Source organism: Streptomyces sp. NPDC025833 (assembly GCF_055558055.1).
Genome location: NZ_JBVHNF010000018.1, coordinates 126,646 through 144,009, shown reverse-complemented (window position 1 = coordinate 144,009; position 17,364 = coordinate 126,646). Strand labels below are relative to the sequence as shown.

Below are 17,364 nucleotides of genomic sequence, written 5' to 3'. Positions count from 1 at the left end.
TGCGTGCCGCGGCTCGCGCCCGGCGCCGGACCGGGCTCACTCGGCGGGATCGCCGCCGCGGACGATCACCAGGAACGCGTCCGTCGCGAGATCCATGACCACCTCGACGGGCAGGCCCTCCAACCGCCGCGCGTGCGCGAACTCCTCCGCGGGCCAGGAACCGCGCGGACCACCGGCGGGAAAGCGTTCGAGCACTGTTCGCCCGTTCACCATCTCGCACCTCCAGAAGCGTCGTACGTGTAGGGAGTTAACGCTCTGGAAAGGAGAATTGCCTCGCTCGGTGACCAGACTGAGACCTTGTCGGCACGAGGTCGGCGCGGAGCGTGAGGATCCGTTCACCTTGTGACACGAATCGCACGCTCCGTGTCAGTGATCGTACTCGTCGTGAAGGCGGAGCCGGTCGCTGCCGACGGGGCTGCGGCCGAGCGCGGTCAGGTCGAGCAGCGCGGAGGTCGTCCCCAGCCCTTCCAGCCCGTGGTCGAACACCGAGTAGGTGTGGAAGACCCGGTCGTGGTCGCGCAGGAAGCAGCTCAGGCCCGGGCGTTCGGCCAGGGCGCCGTCCGACGCGACGGTGGCCCCGAGATCGTGGTTGAAGTCGCTGTGCGCCGACGAGTACCAGGGCACCGCCCAGCCCATCCGCGCCTTGAACGGCAGGATGCGGATGAACGGCGCGCGGGAGACGGCCGCGAAGGAGGTGTTCCGGGCGCGCAGGTGGGCGAGGTGGCCCACCTGGTCCAGGAAGGCCGCGCAGCACGGGCAGCCGGTCTCCCACTCGGGCGCGAACATGAAGTGGTGGACGACGAGCTGGGCCCGTCCCTCGAAGAGGTCGAGGAGGGTGGCCTTGCCGTCGCCGCCCTCGAAGACGTACTCCGGGTCGACCTCGACCATGGGCAGCCGACGGCGTTCGGCGACGAGGACCTCCCGCGCCCGCCGGACCGCCTCCTCCTTGCGCAGCAGCTCCTCGCGCGCCGCGCGCCACCGCTCGCGCGAGACGATCTCCGGTAACGACATGGGTCCTCCTGTCCGACGGTCGGTTCGGGGTGGTGACCGCCGGCGGATGCGGAACTCATCGCCGGACACGGAGAAATTTTCGGCCAAGCTCCGACGGCGTGCTTTCGGCCGCGCAGGACCGGGCCGCGGTCGGGCGGGGGCCGGGAGCCGGGCCGGTAGGGCCCCGTCCCGGCCGCTGCCCGGCGGGTCCGCCGCCGACGCTGCCCGGCGCTCCCGTCCTCCGGCAAGCGCGTCGGCGGCCGTGCCCCCGTAGGTCCGCCACCGGCCGCCCCGAACCGGCCTGCTCACATCGGCGCGCCGGACCGGGACGGCACCGGCGGGCACCACGCGGCTACGCGGTGGCCGGCAGCGGCACCCGTACCCCGTGCCCCTCCAGCTCCCGCAGCGACTCCCGCAGCCGGCCGAGGTGCCGGGGGGTGAGCCCGCCGGTGTCGTCGAGGTGCACGGCGCAGGCCGTGGTGGTGTCCACGAGCCGTTCCAGCGCCTCGGCGACGGCGCCGGTGCCCTCGGTGTGCCGGGCGAGGGCGGGCAGTTCGGCGGCGGCGACCACGATGGCGGTGCGGGCCTCGGCGAGGGTCCGGTACGCCTCCCGGCGCAGCGCCCACCGCTCCGCGCGGTCCTCGGACTCGCCGAGCACGTGCAGGAGGTAGGCGTGCGCGGCCCCGTCGGCCACCGCGAGCCGGTCCCGGACCCCGCCGCCCCGACTGCCCGGCATCGGCAGGTGGCCCACCACCAGCACGAGCGCGCACGCGAGCAGCGTCTCGCCGATCCGGCTGACGGATGCCTGCGGCTCGCCGCCGGCCATGACCAGGGCGAGGACGAGCACCGTGGCGACCGCGGTGAGCGCCGCGAAGTGCCGGGTGGCGACCGGGATCAGGGCGCCGCACACCGCGACGAGCGCGATCAGTCCGGCCGGGCGGGGCAGCAGCGCGGCGAAGCCGGCGAACACCACGGCGCCGAACACCGTCCCGGCGGCCCGGCACAGCACCCGCGAGACGAGCGGGCCGAGGTCGGGCTTGACGAGGAAGGCGGCGGTGGCGGGCAGCCAGTACCAGTGGGCGTGCCGCCCGTACCACTGGGTGTGGTGCAGCGCCTGGGCGATGGCGGCGCTGGCGCCGAAGGACAGGGCGACCCGCAGGCCGTACTCGCGGCCGCCGGCGCCGAGCGCGGCGCGCAGCGCGTGCCGTACGCCGCGGCGGCGGCCGAGCAGCCCGCGGTGGGCGCCCTCGCCGCGGTCGAACGCCTCGGCGGCGTGCAGCAGCGCGTCGTCCAGGGCGCGCACGGCGGGGGCCACGGCGGCCGCGTCCCGCCCGCGGAGCCGGCCGTGCGGGAGGTGCGGCGCGGGCAGCGGGCCGGTGCCGGTGTCACCGCGGACGGCCGCGGCGAGCCGCCGGGGCCCTTCCGCGGCCCGCGCCGGCACGGGCTCCCCCACCCAGTACAGGGCGGTGGCGGCCTCGGCGAGGGGCAGCGCGGCCGCGAACCGGGCGTGCAGACGGCGCTCGGCGGCGGAGCCCGGGTACGAGCGCAGCCGGGGCCCCGCGAGGGCGTCCTGGGCATGGTCGAGGGCGGCCGTCAGCGCGGCCCGCCGGGCGGTGGCCTCCCCTGCGCCCACGGAGCCGACGAGCGCGGCGATCGCCTCGTACACGTCGGCGACCGCCTTCCGCTCCCCGTCGAACCGGAAGTCGCCGGCGAGCGAACCGGGGGTGGGCAGGACGAGCCGCAGCACCAGCAGCCAGCCGGCGCCGGCCAGGAACGCCAGGGCCCGCTGCCAGCCGCTCTCGGCCGTGGGCGTCCCGGCCCCGACGGCCGCGGCGACGAGCAACTGGGTGCCGGCGGCGGAGGCGACGGGCCCGACGGCACTGACAGCGCCCGCGGCCAGCCCGACCGCGGTGAGCGCCAGGGTCAGGGGTACCGCGGCCAGGCCCTGTGCGGCGTACGCCCCGACGAGCAGGCCGAGCGTCCCGGCCAGCGCGGGGACCCCGAGCCGGTGCACGGAGGCCCGTCGGCTGCCGGGCCGGTCGTTGATGCCGACGAGCATCGCCCCGATGGCGGCGAGCGCGCCGTCCCCCCGCTGTCCGATGAGCACCCCGGCGAGGAGCAGCGGCCCGGCGGCGAGCGCGCCCCGGCACACCGCGCTCCAGGGCACGGGACCGCGCTGGGCGCGGAAGGCGTGGGTGAGCCAGAGGGGTGCGGCGGGCCGGGACACGGGGCTCCTGTTCGTTCGAGGGCAGGGGTGGGCCTTCGGACGACGGTGGCCGGTGGAGGTGTCTCCACGGTAGACCGGATTACCCACGCGAACGGGTCGATCACGTTTCAGCCAGGTGACAGATGCCACGGCGGCCAATTTCTTTACGAACGCAATACCCCGACCGAGTCGGCGGGGGTGTGACCCGTACGGCACCCGCGCCTCCCGCTCCGCCTCACGGGGGTGAGGGGCGCGTCGGCTCCAGCGCCGCGGTGACGACGGCCACGGCTCCGGCCACGGCCGCGGCGAGGGCGCCGGGCTCCGCGCGCAGGGCTCCCAGCACCGCGTCGATCCCGCGCAGCCCGGCCCGCTCCAGCAGCCGTTTCTCGTTCGTCACCCATTCCCCGCGGGCCGCGAGGACGGCGTGGGCGCACTGGGCGGCGGCCGTGGCGATGGCGCCGGCGGTCTCGGTGAGCCGGCCGTGCGGGGCGTGGTGTGCCTCGGCGTAGGAGAGGGTGGCGCGGGCGGTGCCGGACCAGCGGTCGGCGGCGGTGCGGCGCAGGCGCGGCGGGTACCCGGCCGGGCGCGGGAGCTCGCCCCGCAGCACCCGGTTCAGGGCCAGTTCGGCGACGACCAGGTAGCTGGGGATGCCGGCCAGGTGGAACAGCAGCGGCTCCACCCGGAAGCGGCCCTGCCGCGCCTCCGCCAGTTCGTGCGCGACGACGTCCAGGTCCCGGTAGTGCACGTCCACCCGGCGCCCGTCGACGGTGAGCCAGGCACCGCCGTTGAAGACGCCCCCGCCCCAGCCGCCGATCTCGGAGACCTCGCCCGGCCAGCCGAGGGCGCGCAGGTCGGCGGGGTCGAAGGGGCCGCGGTAGTAGACGGCCAGGTCCCAGTCGCTGTCCGGGCGGTGGGTTCCCTGGGCGCGCGAGCCGCCGAGGGCCACGGCCCGGACGCCCGGGAGGGCGGCGAGGCGGTCGGCGGTGGCGGCGAGGAAGGCGGCGTCGGAGGACTCGGGCATGCCCCCAGCCTGACGCAGGCACCCCTCCGTCCGCCGCTGGATTTCCGGCGGACCGCCACGGCTCGGGCCCGGGATATTCGGATGCGTGCGGACCGGGAAAGGCCGATCATCTGAAGGCTGTACGCCGTCCCCGACCGACAGCCACGTACCGTCCCGGTCCCGGCCGCGCACCGTCCCGGTCCCGGCCGCGCACCGTCCCCGACCGGTGGCCGTGCGCTGTCCCCGGGCGGTGGCCGTGCGCCGCACCGGCTGCCGGCCGCGTGCCGTTCCCGGCCGGTGACGACGTCCGGCGTTCCGTACGGCGAAGCCGAGGCCGAAGCCGTACGGCGTCCTCGCGAGACACCTTCCGCCGACCCCGCAGGAGCCGCACTCATGATCCAGCGCGTCACCTCCCCCGCGCTCTTCCCCCCGCCCACCTACTCCCACGCCTCCGTCGTCGAGGCCGGCGCGAAGCTCGCGTTCCTCGCCGGGGCGGTGCCGCTCACGGCCGAGGGCGAGCTGGTGGGGCCGGGTGACCCCGTGCGCCAGGCCGAGCAGGTGATCGCCAATCTCCGCGAGCAACTGCGCGCCGTCGGCTCCGGCCTGGAGCACGTGGTCGTGACGGAGGTGTACGTGGTCGCCGACGAGCCCGCGGCCCTCTCCGCGGTGTGGAAGGTGGTCGAGGCGTCGGGCCTGAGCCGGGGGCCGCACTCGGCCACCCTGCTCGGGGTCTCCTGCCTCGGGTACACCGGGCAGTTGGTGGAGATCACGGCGACGGCGGTCGTCCCTGAGGAGACGGAGCGGCGAGCGGCGGCGGACGCGGTCGTGCTGCGCCGGGCGGGGGCCGCGGACGCCGACGGCGCCGCCGGCGTCTGGCTGCGGTCCTACGCCACCGCCCTGCCCACGGTCGTCCGGGCCCACTCGGACGACGAGGTGCGGGCGCACTTCCGGGACGTGGTCGTGCCGCTGCGCGAGACCTGGGTCGCCGACGCGGGCGAGGAGATCGTCGGCGTGATGGTGCTGGACGACGACGAGCTGTCCCAGCTCTACCTCGCCCCCGAGTGGCGCGGCCGGGGCCTCGGCGACCGTTTCGTCGCCCTGGCCAAGGAACGCAGCCCGCGGGGTCTCAGCCTGTGGACCTTCCAGTTCAACGCCCCCGCTCACCGCTTCTACGAACGGCACGGTTTCGTCGCCGCCGAGTACACGGACGGCGGCGGCAACGAGGAGCGGGAGCCCGACGTCCGGTACGAGTGGCGGCCGTGACCACCGCGCGCCGATGACCGCCGCGCGCAGGTGACCGCAGCGCGCAGGCGACCGGCGGGGCCCGGGGAGGCCGGCGGTGGTGGAGCGGCCCGTGTCCTTGCGGGCCGGTGTCCCTGGTGCCCGTGCGCTACGGCAGTCCGGCCGCGTCCGCCGCCGCGCGCAGCACCTCGCGCAGCATGCCGGTGGTGAGCCGGCCGGTGAAGGTGTTGCGCTGGCTGACGTGGAAGCAGCCGAAGAGGTCCAGGTCGTCGAGCGCGACCCGGGTGCCGTGGGCGAAGGCCGGGCGGGGGCGGGGCACGGTCCAGCCCGCCTCGGCGAACGCGGGCAGGGCCGCCTGCCAGCCGAAGGCACCGAGGACGACCGCGGCCCTCAGCGTCGGCCGGAGCAGCGTCAGCTCCTGGACGAGCCAGGGACGGCAGGTGTCGCGCTCCCCCGGGGTCGGCTTGTTGGCGGGCGGGGCACAGTGCACGGGCGCCGTGACCCGCACCCCGTGCAGTTCGAGACCGTCGTCGGCGCTGACGGAGGTGGGCTGCGAGGCGAGCCCCACGTCGTACAGCGCCTGGTAGAGCACGTCTCCGGAACGGTCCCCGGTGAACATGCGGCCGGTGCGGTTGCCGCCGTGCGCGGCCGGGGCCAGCCCGATGATCGCCAGCCGGGCGTCGTCCGGGCCGAAGCCGGGCACCGGCCGCCCCCAGTACGTCCAGTCGGCGAACGCGGCCCGCTTCGTGCGGGCCGCCTCCTCACGCCACTCGACCAGCCGGGGACAGGCACGGCAGTCGGCGACGCGCCGGTCCAGCCGGGCGAGGGCGCTGCTGTCGTCCATACCGTCACCGTATGCCCGGGACGGCGAGGTGAACGCGTAGCCCTCCGCACACCGGACGGGCGCCCCGCCGCGGCGGCCCGGCGCGGCCCGTGTGGCGGCCGGTGCGGGCGGCGGGACGCGGGCCGTCGCCCCCGGCCGGTGCCGGGCGCCGCGAAAACGCTTCGAGCCCGGCCGCCTCCCGGCGTTAGGGTCGGGTCATGGCTTCCGAGGATGCGGACGAGAACGTGGACCGTGGGACCGGCGCGGAGACCGGCGCGCCGGGCGGACCGGACCCCGTCACCGCCGGGCAGCCGCCCGACCCCAGGACCGCCGCGGCGGTGGCCGCCGCCGAGGCCGCGGGCCTCGGCGCCGGTGAGACCGTCCGCGTCGACAGCTGGATCTGGGCCGTCCGCCTGGTCAAGACCCGCTCCCTCGGCGCCGCCGCCTGCCGGGGCGGGCACCTGCACCTGAACGGCGAGCGGGTCAAGCCCGCCCACTCCGTGCGCGTCGGCGACGAGGTACGGCTGCGGCACGAGGGCCGCGAGCGGGTCGTGATCGTCAAGCGGCTGATCCGCAAGCGGGTCGGCGCGCCCGTGGCCGTCCAGTGCTACGTCGACAACTCCCCTCCGCCGCCGCCCCGCGAGGCCGTCGCCCCCGCCGGTCTCCGCGACCGCGGGGCGGGCCGCCCCACCAAGCGGGACCGCCGCGAACTCGAACGCCTGCGCACCCTCGGCGGGCCGGGCGGCTTCGCCGGCCTGGGCGGCGCCCCCGCCGGGTTCGCCGGGCCCGGTGGCCCGGGTGGCCCCGGCACGACGGGCGGCCGTGGCGGGACCGGCGGCTCGGGCCGTGGCGCGGCCGGGGGCCGTGGCGGACGCCGGGGCTCCGGAGCCGCCGGGGGACGCGGCGGCCCGGGTGGTCCCGCAGGGTCGACCGGCTCGGGTGGTGCGGACGCCTCCGGTGGCTCGGGAGGCCGCCCCCGCGGGCGGTGACGCGCTGCCTCGGGCGGCGCCCACCCCGCACCGCCCGCCAGAGGCGGCGACGTACGGCTCAGCAGAAGGCACAGGCCGCGCTCGCCCGGACGACCGAAGCCGACGCCGGCCCGGCCGGTGCCGTTCGACCGCTGTCGTGCGAGCCGTAACGTACGGCCGCTGTCGTACGAGCCGTGCCGTACCGCCGCCGTATACCGGGCCGTGCCGTCCGGGCGGTGCCGGCCGCGGGGCGTCACCGCCGGCGCAGCAGCCGCAGCAGGTCCGCGTTGCGCGCCCAGCGGGCCCACGCGATCAGGACCAGCGGAACCAGCAGAATCAGCGGCGTCGCCGCGTTCTGGCCGTCGAACGCGGTGAGCTGGACGATGAACGCCCCCACCATGAGGGCGCCGAGGGCGGCGGCCCCGACGGACTGCAGCACCGGGATCAAAAGCGCCACCGCTCCGGCGAGTTCGAGCGCGCCGATGGTGTACATCGCGCCGCTGCCCCAGCCGATCCGGTCGAAGGACTCGACGGCCGTCGGGTGCGCGATGAGCTTGGGCAGGGAGCTGGCGAGTGCGTAGAACAGGGCGAGCAGCACCTGCACGGCCCGCAGGGCGACCAGGGCGCCGCGCGCCCGGCCCGAGCGGTGACCGGGGACGGCCCCGGAGGTGAGGGTGCTCGAACCGGCGGGGGCGGTGGTCTCTGCCATGAGGTCTCCTGGTGAAGCGGTCCTGATTGCTTTCACCGAGGTAGACCGGGTGGGAGCCGGGAACTCATCGCCCGCGTGGGACGAGTTTCCGGCGGTCCGGCCACCCCTCTCCCGGGTACCCGTGCCCCGTCACGCCACCGGCACCGCCCTCACCCACGTCCCGTCCGGTGTCAGATACGCGTCCACCTCCAGCCCCGCTTCCGCCAGCGCCGACTCGAACTGCTCCTTCGTCAGCGGTCTGGCGCGGAACGTCTGGGTCCAGACCGCGTCCGGGAACACGTACTCCGCGCGGACCGAGTTCACCCCGTCCCCGGCCGGTTCCACCGCCGCGATGCGTACGGTGAAGCCGCTCGGGTCGGCCCGCTCCCTGGGCACGTCGGTGTGGTAGTCCGGGCCCTCCCGCTGGATGAGCACGCAGCCGCCCTCCGCCACATGCCGGACGCAGGTGCGCAGCAGCCCCCTGCGCACCTCCTCGTCACCGCTGTGCACCAGGAACGACGCCAGCATCACCACGTCGAACCTCTCGCCGAGGTCGAGGCTCTCGATGGGGCTGCATATCGTACGCGCGCCGCCGACCCGGGCCAGCATGTCGGCGGACTCGTCCACCGCCGTGACCGTGAAACCGCGTTCCAGCAGCGGGCGGGTCACCCTCCCCACTCCGCTGCCCAGCTCCAGGATGTGCGCCCCGGCCGGTACCGCCGCGGCGACGATGTCCGGCTCGTCGCCCACCGGCAGCCGTGCGTACAGCTCGACCGCGCAGCCGTCCGGGGTGATGGCTCCCGGTCCCGTGCCCTCGTGGCCCTCGCGCATCTCGATTCTCATGCCCGCACAACGGCCCGCCCCCGCACGCCCGTTCCCCTCCTCCCCCGATTCACCCGTTCGAGCTATTCAGGGCGGATCGGGAACCATCCGTGCGCGCGGGCCGGGCCGTGTCCGCCGGGCCCGGCGCCGTCCGGGGGCCGGGCCGTGACCGCTCGCACCGGTGCACGGTCCGCCGGGGCGGACGGCGGCGGTGGGTGTCCCGGCCGGCGTTGGTGCGGGGCGCCGCCGAAGAGTACGTTGCAGACAGGAGTGGTGGTCCGATGCGCACAGGCAGTGAACCGTCGACCGCGCGCAGTGCTCTGCGGGCGCGGTTCTGGCTGAGCGTGTGGGGTCTGGCGTGGGCGGTCTTCGGCACGGCCGCCTTCGCACTGGCCGGGCGCCCGGGCTGGGCGGCCGCGTGCGGTGTGCTGTGGCTGGTGGTCACCGTCGACATGGCCGTGATCCTGCGGCACATCCGGCAGGGTCCGCACTACCAGCCGGGCCGTGACGTACCGCCGTACCGGCCGCCGGACGAGGGGCCGGGGCGTCCCGGACCGCGGGGGAACCGCCGGCCGAGCGCACCGCCGTATCCCCGGCCGCCCAGGCACCGGCATCCGTGAGCGGGCCCGCGCGGGCGGGACACCACGGCTCCGCGCCGGCCCGTCGGCGGCGCCCCGCCGCGTCAGTCGTCGAAGCGGGCGGCCTTCAGGAACTCCGGCTTGGGGTCCAGTGCGGCGGCCAGCCGGAAGTGGCGCTTGGCCTGGTCGGGGCGGCCCTGGCGCTCGTAGGTGCGGGCCAGGGCGAAGTGCGCGAACGCGTTGTCGGGCTCACGCTCCAGCACGATGGTGAACTCCAGCTCCGCGGGCCGCAGTTGGGCGGCGGCGAAGAAGGCACGCGCACGCAGGAGCCGCGCGGCGGTGTTCTCGGGGTGCGCGGCGATGACCGTGTCGAGCAGTTTCACCGCGCCCCGGGGATCCCGCGCGTTGAGCAGTTGCTCGGCGGCACGGAAGTCGATGACATGCGTCTCCGGAGTACGTCCGGTGGAACCGCTGGTCTCGGGCACGGCTGATTCCTTCCCTTGCTGCACGGGTTCAACGCCCCGCGCGGGACGGCTATTCCGTGGCCCGGCCCGTCTCCGCGGCCGGCTGCCCCGCCCGGCGTGCGAGCTCCGCCCACACCTCGTCGACCCGCTCGCGCAGCGCGTCCAGGGGGACGTCGTTGTCGATGACGAGGTCGGCGATCTCCCGGCGCTGCTCGCGCGTCGCCTGCGCGGCCATGCGCGCGCGTGCGTCCTCCTCCGTCATCCCGCGCAGCCGTACCAGCCGGTCGAGCTGGGTCCCGGGGCTCGCGTCCACGACGATCACGACGTCGTAGAGGGAGGCGAGACCGTTCTCGGTGAGGAGGGGGACGTCGTGGACCACGACGGCGTCGGCGGCCGCCGCGCTCTCCAGCTCGCGTGACCGGGCGCCCACCAGGGGGTGCACGATCGAGTTGAGGACGGCGAGCTTCTCGGGGTCGGCGAAGACGATCGAGCCGAGGCGGGGGCGGTCCAGGCTGCCGTCGGCGGTGAGGACGTCCGTCCCGAAGGCGTCCACTACGGCCGCGAGGCCCGGCGTGCCGGGTGCCACGACCTCGCGCGCGATGCGGTCCGCGTCGATCAGCACGGCTCCGTGCTCCACGAGCAGCCGGGACACCTCGCTCTTGCCGGCTCCGATACCGCCGGTCAGGCCCACTGTCAGCATGGGCGGAAGCTTAGGCCCTGCCGTCGCGGCCCCGCCGACGGCCCTGCGGGGGTCCGTCCGCGGGCGCCCCGGACACCGGCGGGCCCGCGGGGAGCCGCAGCCCCGTGGTCAGCGGCCCCCCGCGGGTGTCTAGGGGGTGTCGCCCTCGCGCTCCGCCAGGAACCGCTCGAACTCCAGCCCGATCTCGTCCGCGGAGGGGATCTCCACCGGCTCGGCCAGCATGTTGCCGCGCGTCTCGGCGCCCGCCGCGGCGTCGTACTGGTGCTCCAGGCCCTGCACCAGCGCGGTCAGCTCCTCGTCACCCTCGCGGATCTGCCGGTCGATCTCGTTCTGGGTGCGGTGCGCGTCCGTGCGCAGGGAGTGGGCCACGCCGGGCAGCACCAGGCCGGTGGCGGCCGTGACGGCCTCAAGGACGGTCAGGGCGGCGTCCGGGTACGCGGAACGGGCGATGTAGTGCGGGACGTGCGCGGCGACGCCGAGGACGTCGTGCCCGGCCTCGACGAGGCGGTACTCGATCAGGGACTCGGCGCTGCCCGGGACCTGCGCCTCCTCGAAGGGGCTGCGGTGGCCGGGGACGAGGTCGGTGCGGTTGCCGTGCGGGGTCAGGCCCACCGGGCGGGTGTGCGGGACGCCCATGGGGATGCCGTGGAAGTTCACGGAGAGGCGGACGCCGAGCCGTTCCACGATCTGGCGCACCGCCGCCGCGAACCGTTCCCACTCCACGTCCGGTTCGGGCCCGGTCAGCAGCAGGAACGGGGCTCCGGTGGTGTCCTGGACGAGGTGGACCTCGATCGCCGGGACCTCGTACTCGGTCCAGCGGTCCCGCTTGAAGGTCAGCAGGGGCCGGCGGGCCCGGTAGTCCACGAGCCGGTCGTGGTCGAACCGGGCCACGACCTGGTGGGGCAGCGAGTCGAGCAGCCGCTCGGCGATCTGGTCGCCGGTCTCGCCCGCGTCGATGTACCCGTCGAAGTGGTAGAGCATGACAAGACCGGCCGACTCCTGGGCGAGTGCCATGTCGACCACGGCGAGGCCCTTCGGCTCCCATGCGTACAAACCCTGCGGATCAAGCACTGTGACCGCCCCTCCTCGTATTCGTCTGCGACAACACCGCCCGGCACGCGGGCATTCCCGCGCCCCACCGCCGATCCGCGGCCCCGGCAGGGGCCGTCTTGACGTCCCGTCACCTGGTCCGTACCTTCACGACCGTCGACGCTCCTGGTCACGCCGGCGGTCCACGGCGGGGCGAGCGCCGGGAAGTGCCCGCGAGAAGTGCCCGTACCCCGCCCTGAGGTCCGTACGACAGGAGAGCGCTCATGCGCGTCCGCACGCCGTTCGTCCCGCTGCTCGCCATGGCCCTCGGCACCGGCGGCCTGCTGCTGACCGCCACCGGCCCGGCCGCGGCCGCGGCCGCCACCACGATCGAGGTGACGACGGCGGCCCAGCTGAAGACCGCGCTCGCCGCCGCCGGGCCCGGCGACACGATCCACCTGGCGGACGGCACCTACACCGGCAACTTCAAGGCGGCCAGGGCCGCCACGGCGTCCGCCCGCATCACGCTCACCGGCTCCCCCCGCGCCGTGCTCACCACCGGCGGCGGTTACGGGCTGCACCTGAACGGCGCCTCCTACTGGACGGTCAGCGGGGTGACCGTGACCGGCGGGCAGAAGGGCATCGTGATCGACGCGGCCCGGGGCGTCGTCCTGGACGGCGTCACGGTGCACGGCCTGGACATGGAGGGCGTGCACTTCCGCGACTCCAGCACGGACGGCGTGATCAGGAACTCGACCATCTACGACACCGGGAACGACGGCCGGGGCATGGGCGAGGGCGTCTACGTGGGCACCGCGAACACGCTCACCGACCGCAGCGACCGCGTCCTGATCCTGGCCAACACGATCGGCCCGGATGTCGGCGGCGAGAACGTCGACGTCAAGGAAGGCACGACGGGGACGCAGATCATCGGCAACACCTTCGACGGCAGCGGCCTGACCGGCGCCAACTACGACGACTCGTGGGTCGACGTGAAGGGCAACGACGTCCTCGTCCAGGACAACACCGGCATCCGGACCAGCAACGACGGCTACCAGACCCACAGCCAGCAGCCCGGCTGGGGCTGCGGCACGGTCTTCAAGGGCAACAAGTCGACGCTCACGGGGGCCGGCGGTCCCACCCGGCTCGCCGTCGACGTCACCAACGACAGCGCGGACTGCCGTACGACGGTCTTCGGCAGCAACACGGTGACGGGCGGGAAGGGCCTGACCAACATCCCGGTCACCCCCTGACCGGCCGTGCGGCGATCGATCGGGAGCCCGGGGAACCACCCGGCGGGCCGGACCGCCCGCCCCGGAGGCCGGCCGGGACGACGCAGAAGGGCCGCACCCCGAAAGGTACGGCCCCTCAGCACTAAGGGCTAAGCCTCAGCGACTGCGTTCAGCTCTGACCACCGGCGAGCTTCTCGCGCAGCGCGGCCAGCGCCTCGTCCGAGGCCAGGGCACCGGAGGTGTCCGCACCCTCGGAGGAGTACGAACCGCCACCCGACGCGGCCGGAGCGGCAGCCTCGCCGCCCTCGGCGGCAGCGGCGGCGTCGGCCTCGCGGGACTTGATGACCTGCTGCTGGTGCTGCTCGAAGCGGGTCTGCGCCTCGGCGTACTGGCGCTCCCACTCCTCACGCTGCTTCTCGTAGCCCTCGAGCCAGTCGTTGGTCTCGGGGTCGAAGCCCTCGGGGTAGATGTAGTTGCCCTGGTCGTCGTAGGACGCGGCCATGCCGTACAGGGTCGGGTCGAACTCGACCACCGACGGGTCGGCGCCGAAGGACTCGTTGGCCTGCTTCAGCGAGAGGCTGATGCGGCGACGCTCGAGGTCGATGTCGATGACCTTGACGAAGATCTCGTCGTTGACCTGGACGACCTGCTCCGGGATCTCCACGTGGCGCTCGGCCAGCTCGGAGATGTGGACCAGACCCTCGATGCCCTCGTCCACGCGGACGAACGCACCGAACGGAACCAGCTTCGTGACCTTGCCGGGCACGACCTGGCCGATCTGGTGGGTGCGGGCGAACTGCTGCCACGGGTCTTCCTGGGTCGCCTTCAGCGACAGGGAGACGCGCTCGCGGTCCATGTCCACGTCGAGAACCTCGACGGTGACCTCCTGGCCGACCTCGACGACCTCGGACGGGTGGTCGATGTGCTTCCAGGACAGCTCGGAAACGTGGACCAGACCGTCGACGCCACCCAGGTCCACGAAGGCACCGAAGTTGACGATCGAGGAGACGACGCCGGAGCGCACCTGACCCTTCTGGAGGGTGGTGAGGAACGTCTGGCGGACCTCGGACTGGGTCTGCTCCAGCCAGGCACGGCGGGACAGGACCACGTTGTTGCGGTTCTTGTCCAGCTCGATGATCTTGGCCTCGAGCTCCTTGCCGACGTACGGCTGGAGGTCGCGGACACGGCGCATCTCGACCAGGGAGGCCGGGAGGAAGCCGCGGAGGCCGATGTCGAGGATGAGACCACCCTTGACGACCTCGATGACGGTACCGGTAACGATGCCGTCCTCTTCCTTGATCTTCTCGATGGTGCCCCAGGCACGCTCGTACTGAGCGCGCTTCTTCGAGAGGATCAGGCGGCCTTCCTTGTCCTCCTTCTGGAGGACCAGGGCCTCGATCTCGTCACCGACGGCGACGACCTCGTTGGGGTCGACGTCGTGCTTGATCGAGAGCTCGCGGCTCGGGATGACACCTTCGGTCTTGTAACCGATGTCGAGCAGGACCTCGTCCCGGTCGACCTTCACGATGACGCCGTCGACGATGTCGCCGTCGTTGAAGTACTTGATCGTCTCGTCGATCGCGGCGAGGAAGGCTTCCTCGTTACCGATGTCGTTGACCGCAACCTGCGGGGTGGTGGCGGTGGTCTCGGTGCTGCTCGTCATGTGGGAAAGGGCTCCGGTACGGACATTGAAGTCGTAGGTACTGCTTACGCCAGGAGCCCGTTTCGCTCTGCAGAAGCCGGACAGCCAAGGAAGCGCCACCATTCATGGACACCGGGTGCCCGGTGGCGCCTCGAGAACCGAGGGGACATACAACAGATGCGAGCACAGCCTGCTACGTCTGAGGTGCGCAGGCTCGCAGCGCAACTTGTAGCATACGGGGGCAGCCGGGCAGGGTCAATGCGCGAAGGCGCACACCCGGGGCGGATCGCCGCATACCCGGCAGAAGATTCACCCCGACAGGTCACATGGACCCGCGGGACGCCTTCCGCGCACACCCCCGGGCGGGTTGCACGGAAGAGTACGACGAGGGAGCCGATCATCCAAGAGCCGGAAGCGTACGACCCGGAGCGGTCCGCGGAGTTCGAGCCCGAGGCCACGCGGCGTGACGCGGACGTCACGGAGAGCGGGCGGGCCAACCGGGGCTGGTGGGACCGCAACGCGGACGAGTACCAGATCGAGCACGGCACGTTCCTCGGCGACGACCGCTTCGTGTGGGGCCCGGAGGGCCTGGACGAGGTGGAGGCCGAGCTGCTCGGACCGCCGGAGGAACTGAAGGACAAGGACGTCCTGGAGATCGGCGCGGGCGCGGCGCAGTGCGCCCGCTGGCTGGCCGCCCAGGGCGCGCGTCCGGTGGCCCTGGACCTCTCCCACCGCCAGCTCCAGCACGCGCTGCGGATCGGCGGGGCGTTCCCGCTGGTCTGCGCGGACGCCGTCGCGCTGCCCTTCGCGGACGGCTCCTTCGACCTGGCGTGCTCCGCGTACGGGGCGCTGCCCTTCGTTGCCGACCCCCGGCTGGTGCTGCGCGAGGTGCGCCGGGTGCTGCGGCCGGGCGGACGGTTCGTGTTCTCGGTGACGCACCCGGTCCGCTGGGCGTTCCCGGACGAGCCGGGGCCCGAGGGCCTGTCGGTGTCCTCCTCGTACTTCGACCGCACGCCCTACGTGGAGCAGGACGAGCGGGGCGGCGCGGTGTACGTGGAGCACCACCGGACGCTGGGCGACCGGGTGCGGGACATCGTGGCCTGCGGTTTCCGGCTGGTGGACCTGGTCGAGCCGGAGTGGCCGGCCTGGAACACCTCGGAGTGGGGCGGCTGGTCGCCCCTGCGCGGGAACCTGATCCCCGGCACGGCGATCTTCGTGTGCGAGCGGGACTGACGGTCCGTTCCGCCGCCCGCACGCGCGCGTGGCCGCCGGGGAGCCCGCCACGCGCGCGTGAGGGGGCTCCCCGGCGCCGTACGACACTGGGGGTGTGATCCGCTACGACGCCCTGGACGCGCTGCCCGTGCGCTCCGCCCTGCCCGCCCTGACCGACGCGCTGGAGCACGGCGGCACCGCCGTCCTCGTGGCGCCGCCCGGCACCGGCAAGACGACGCTGGTGCCGCTGGTGCTCGCGGGGCTGGCCGGGGGCGGTCCCGCGCGGCGGGTGGTGGTGGCCGAGCCGCGGCGGATCGCGGCCCGGGCGGCGGCGCGGCGCATGGCGTGGCTGCTGGGCGAGGCGCCGGGCCGCAGCGTCGGGTTCACGGTGCGCGGCGAGCGGGCCGTGGGGCGGCACACGCGCGTGGAGGTCGTGACGACCGGTGTCCTGCTCCAGCGGCTCCAGCGCGACCAGGAGCTGGCCGGGGTGGACGCCGTCGTGCTCGACGAGTGCCACGAGCGGCACCTGGACGCCGACACGGCGGCGGCCTTCCTGTGGGACGTGCGGCAGGCGCTGCGGCCGGAGCTGCGGCTGGTGGCCGCGTCGGCGACCACGGACGCCGAGGGGTGGTCGCGGCTGCTCGGCGGCGCGCCGGTGGTCGAGGCGGCGGGGGTGGCGCATCCGGTGGAGGTGGTGTGGGCTCCCCCGGCCCGTCCGGTACGGCCCCCGCACGGGATGCGGGTGGATCCCGCGCTGCTGGAGCACGTGGCGTCGGTGGTGCGGCGGGCGCTGGCCGAGCGGGACGGGGACGTGCTGTGCTTCCTGCCCGGGGTGGGCGAGATCGCGCGCGTGGCGGGCCGGCTGGGCGGTCTGGGGAACGTCGAGGTGCTCCAGGTGCACGGCCGGGCGCCGGCCGCGGTGCAGGACGCGGTGCTGACGGCCGGGCGGGGGCGCCGGGTGGTGCTGACGACGTCGGTGGCCGAGTCGTCGCTGACCGTTCCGGGGGTGCGGGTGGTGGTCGACTCCGGGCTGGCGCGGGAGCCGCGGGTGGACCACGCGCGCGGGCTGAGCGGGCTGACCACCGTGCGGGCGTCGCGGGCGGCCGGGCGCCAGCGCGCGGGGCGGGCCGGGCGCGAGGCGCCGGGGACGGTGTACCGGTGCTGGACGGAGGTCGAGGACGGCCGGCTGCCGGCTTTCCCCGCGCCGGAGATCCGGGTGGCGGACCTGACCGCGTTCGCGCTCCAGGCGGCCTGCTGGGGCGATCCGGACGCCTCCGGGCTCGCGCTGCTGGATCCGCCGCCGGGCGGGGCGATGGCGGCGGCGCGGGAGGTGCTGTCGGCCGTGGGGGCGGTGGACTCCGCCGGTCGGGCCACGGAGACCGGTGCGCGGCTGGCCCGGCTGGGGGTGCACCCGCGGCTGGGCCGGGCGCTGCTGGAGACGGGCGGCGCGGGGGCGGAGGTGGTCGCGCTGCTCTCCGAGGAGGTGCCGCGGGACCACGGGGACGATCTCGCGGGCGCCCTGCGCCGTGCGCGGCGCGGGGGCGACGCCTACGGCGCGCGGTGGGCCGCGGAGGTGCGGCGGCTGCGGGCCGTCTCGGCCGAGTCCGCCCCGCCTGCCGCCGGGCGGCACGGGCGCGGGACGGTGGCCTCCGCGGGGACGGGCGCGGGTCCGGGGACCGGTGGTCGGGACGGGCGAGGGGTCGTGGTCTCCGCCGAGACGGGTGCGAGGGCCGGCGGTTCGCACCGGCGCGGGGCCGTGGTCTCCGCC

Annotated in this window: 17 protein-coding genes and 1 pseudogene; 7 read left to right on the top strand and 11 right to left on the bottom strand. The window is 74.9% G+C overall.

The genetic code is table 11. The features are described 5' to 3' along the window. Positions 1 to 36: 36 nt before the first annotated feature. From ACZ4K2_RS29425 to ACZ4K2_RS29410, 4 genes are all read right to left on the bottom strand, one after another. Positions 37 to 213, bottom strand: coding sequence for a hypothetical protein (locus tag ACZ4K2_RS29425; RefSeq protein WP_467769982.1), 177 nt, complete (start codon positions 211 to 213; stop codon positions 37 to 39). Positions 214 to 366: 153 nt separating this feature from the next. Then, on the bottom strand, positions 367 to 1,011 hold the full coding sequence (locus ACZ4K2_RS29420) for a DUF899 domain-containing protein (RefSeq protein WP_467469610.1): 645 nt from the start codon (positions 1,009 to 1,011) through the stop codon (positions 367 to 369). A gap of 331 nt (positions 1,012 to 1,342) precedes the next feature. After that, the gene (locus ACZ4K2_RS29415) at positions 1,343 to 3,217 is read right to left on the bottom strand and encodes an FUSC family protein (protein WP_467469608.1); all 1,875 of its coding nucleotides are present in this window, start codon (positions 3,215 to 3,217) and stop codon (positions 1,343 to 1,345) included. 214 nt (positions 3,218 to 3,431) lie between these two features. Further along, on the bottom strand, positions 3,432 to 4,217 hold the full coding sequence (locus ACZ4K2_RS29410; protein ID WP_467469606.1) for a nucleotidyltransferase family protein: 786 nt from the start codon (positions 4,215 to 4,217) through the stop codon (positions 3,432 to 3,434). A 372-nt stretch (positions 4,218 to 4,589) separates the two neighbouring features. Between ACZ4K2_RS29410 and ACZ4K2_RS29405 the strand changes: the two are divergent. Further along, positions 4,590 to 4,988: pseudogene (locus ACZ4K2_RS29405) on the top strand (RidA family protein); the annotation flags it as partial. Next, positions 4,962 to 5,459: a GNAT family N-acetyltransferase gene (locus ACZ4K2_RS29400; protein WP_467469732.1), complete on the top strand. Its 498-nt coding sequence runs from the start codon at positions 4,962 to 4,964 to the stop codon at positions 5,457 to 5,459. The pseudogene ACZ4K2_RS29405 and the gene ACZ4K2_RS29400, both read left to right, overlap by 27 nt. A 127-nt stretch (positions 5,460 to 5,586) precedes the next feature. On the opposite strand, the gene ACZ4K2_RS29395 is transcribed toward ACZ4K2_RS29400, so the two are convergent. After that, positions 5,587 to 6,282, bottom strand: coding sequence for a uracil-DNA glycosylase (locus tag ACZ4K2_RS29395; RefSeq protein WP_467469604.1), 696 nt, complete (start codon positions 6,280 to 6,282; stop codon positions 5,587 to 5,589). Between the two features lie 197 nt (positions 6,283 to 6,479). Here ACZ4K2_RS29395 and ACZ4K2_RS29390 point away from each other — a divergent pair, with 197 nt between their 5' ends. Further along, positions 6,480 to 7,250: an RNA-binding S4 domain-containing protein gene (locus ACZ4K2_RS29390; RefSeq protein WP_467469602.1), complete on the top strand. Its 771-nt coding sequence runs from the start codon at positions 6,480 to 6,482 to the stop codon at positions 7,248 to 7,250. A gap of 232 nt (positions 7,251 to 7,482) precedes the next feature. On the opposite strand, the gene ACZ4K2_RS29385 is transcribed toward ACZ4K2_RS29390, so the two are convergent. Next, a complete protein-coding gene (locus tag ACZ4K2_RS29385; RefSeq protein WP_467469600.1) occupies positions 7,483 to 7,938 on the bottom strand; it encodes a DoxX family protein in 456 nt (151 codons plus the stop codon). Between the two features lie 129 nt (positions 7,939 to 8,067). Beyond that, positions 8,068 to 8,760, bottom strand: a complete 693-nt coding sequence (locus tag ACZ4K2_RS29380) for a class I SAM-dependent methyltransferase (RefSeq protein WP_467469598.1) — start codon at positions 8,758 to 8,760, stop codon at positions 8,068 to 8,070. A 260-nt stretch (positions 8,761 to 9,020) separates the two neighbouring features. Here ACZ4K2_RS29380 and ACZ4K2_RS29375 point away from each other — a divergent pair, with 260 nt between their 5' ends. Next, the gene (locus ACZ4K2_RS29375) at positions 9,021 to 9,359 is read left to right on the top strand and encodes a DUF6343 family protein (RefSeq protein ID WP_467469596.1); all 339 of its coding nucleotides are present in this window, start codon (positions 9,021 to 9,023) and stop codon (positions 9,357 to 9,359) included. A gap of 62 nt (positions 9,360 to 9,421) precedes the next feature. On the opposite strand, the gene ACZ4K2_RS29370 is transcribed toward ACZ4K2_RS29375, so the two are convergent. From ACZ4K2_RS29370 to ACZ4K2_RS29360, 3 genes are all read right to left on the bottom strand, one after another. Continuing rightward, complete coding sequence (locus ACZ4K2_RS29370) at positions 9,422 to 9,802, bottom strand: tetratricopeptide repeat protein (RefSeq protein ID WP_467469594.1); 381 nt, start codon at positions 9,800 to 9,802, stop codon at positions 9,422 to 9,424. 49 nt (positions 9,803 to 9,851) lie between these two features. Beyond that, complete coding sequence (gene coaE, locus ACZ4K2_RS29365) at positions 9,852 to 10,481, bottom strand: dephospho-CoA kinase (protein ID WP_467469592.1); 630 nt, start codon at positions 10,479 to 10,481, stop codon at positions 9,852 to 9,854. A 129-nt stretch (positions 10,482 to 10,610) separates the two neighbouring features. After that, positions 10,611 to 11,552 (bottom strand): PAC2 family protein, encoded by a 942-nt coding sequence (locus tag ACZ4K2_RS29360; RefSeq protein ID WP_467469590.1) that lies wholly within the window; start codon positions 11,550 to 11,552, stop codon positions 10,611 to 10,613. 242 nt (positions 11,553 to 11,794) lie between these two features. Between ACZ4K2_RS29360 and ACZ4K2_RS29355 the strand changes: the two genes are divergently transcribed. Then, positions 11,795 to 12,763, top strand: coding sequence for a right-handed parallel beta-helix repeat-containing protein (locus ACZ4K2_RS29355; protein WP_467469588.1), 969 nt, complete (start codon positions 11,795 to 11,797; stop codon positions 12,761 to 12,763). A 148-nt stretch (positions 12,764 to 12,911) separates the two neighbouring features. Here the strand turns inward: ACZ4K2_RS29355 and rpsA are convergent, their stop codons facing one another. Continuing rightward, positions 12,912 to 14,405, bottom strand: a complete 1,494-nt coding sequence (gene rpsA / locus ACZ4K2_RS29350; RefSeq protein ID WP_467469586.1) for a 30S ribosomal protein S1 — start codon at positions 14,403 to 14,405, stop codon at positions 12,912 to 12,914. A 237-nt stretch (positions 14,406 to 14,642) separates the two neighbouring features. Between rpsA and ACZ4K2_RS29345 the strand changes: the two genes are divergently transcribed. Both ACZ4K2_RS29345 and ACZ4K2_RS29340 read left to right on the top strand, forming a co-directional pair. After that, the gene (locus ACZ4K2_RS29345; protein ID WP_467469584.1) at positions 14,643 to 15,617 is read left to right on the top strand and encodes a class I SAM-dependent methyltransferase; all 975 of its coding nucleotides are present in this window, start codon (positions 14,643 to 14,645) and stop codon (positions 15,615 to 15,617) included. A 94-nt stretch (positions 15,618 to 15,711) separates the two neighbouring features. Continuing rightward, positions 15,712 to 17,364: helicase-related protein (locus ACZ4K2_RS29340; protein ID WP_467469582.1), on the top strand; the 1,653-nt coding region annotated here is incomplete at its 3' end.

Coding starts and splice junctions, on each gene's coding strand:
- rpsA (WP_467469586.1), bottom strand. CDS start 14,405: ATGACGAGCAGCACCGAGACCACCGCCACCACCCCGCAGGTTGCGGTC.
- ACZ4K2_RS29390 (WP_467469602.1), top strand. CDS start 6,480: ATGGCTTCCGAGGATGCGGACGAGAACGTGGACCGTGGGACCGGCGCG.
- ACZ4K2_RS29375 (WP_467469596.1), top strand. CDS start 9,021: ATGCGCACAGGCAGTGAACCGTCGACCGCGCGCAGTGCTCTGCGGGCG.
- ACZ4K2_RS29345 (WP_467469584.1), top strand. CDS start 14,643: ATGCGCGAAGGCGCACACCCGGGGCGGATCGCCGCATACCCGGCAGAA.
- ACZ4K2_RS29420 (WP_467469610.1), bottom strand. CDS start 1,011: ATGTCGTTACCGGAGATCGTCTCGCGCGAGCGGTGGCGCGCGGCGCGC.
- ACZ4K2_RS29395 (WP_467469604.1), bottom strand. CDS start 6,282: ATGGACGACAGCAGCGCCCTCGCCCGGCTGGACCGGCGCGTCGCCGAC.
- ACZ4K2_RS29380 (WP_467469598.1), bottom strand. CDS start 8,760: ATGAGAATCGAGATGCGCGAGGGCCACGAGGGCACGGGACCGGGAGCC.
- coaE (WP_467469592.1), bottom strand. CDS start 10,481: ATGCTGACAGTGGGCCTGACCGGCGGTATCGGAGCCGGCAAGAGCGAG.
- ACZ4K2_RS29425 (WP_467769982.1), bottom strand. CDS start 213: ATGGTGAACGGGCGAACAGTGCTCGAACGCTTTCCCGCCGGTGGTCCG.
- ACZ4K2_RS29385 (WP_467469600.1), bottom strand. CDS start 7,938: ATGGCAGAGACCACCGCCCCCGCCGGTTCGAGCACCCTCACCTCCGGG.
- ACZ4K2_RS29410 (WP_467469606.1), bottom strand. CDS start 4,217: ATGCCCGAGTCCTCCGACGCCGCCTTCCTCGCCGCCACCGCCGACCGC.
- ACZ4K2_RS29355 (WP_467469588.1), top strand. CDS start 11,795: ATGCGCGTCCGCACGCCGTTCGTCCCGCTGCTCGCCATGGCCCTCGGC.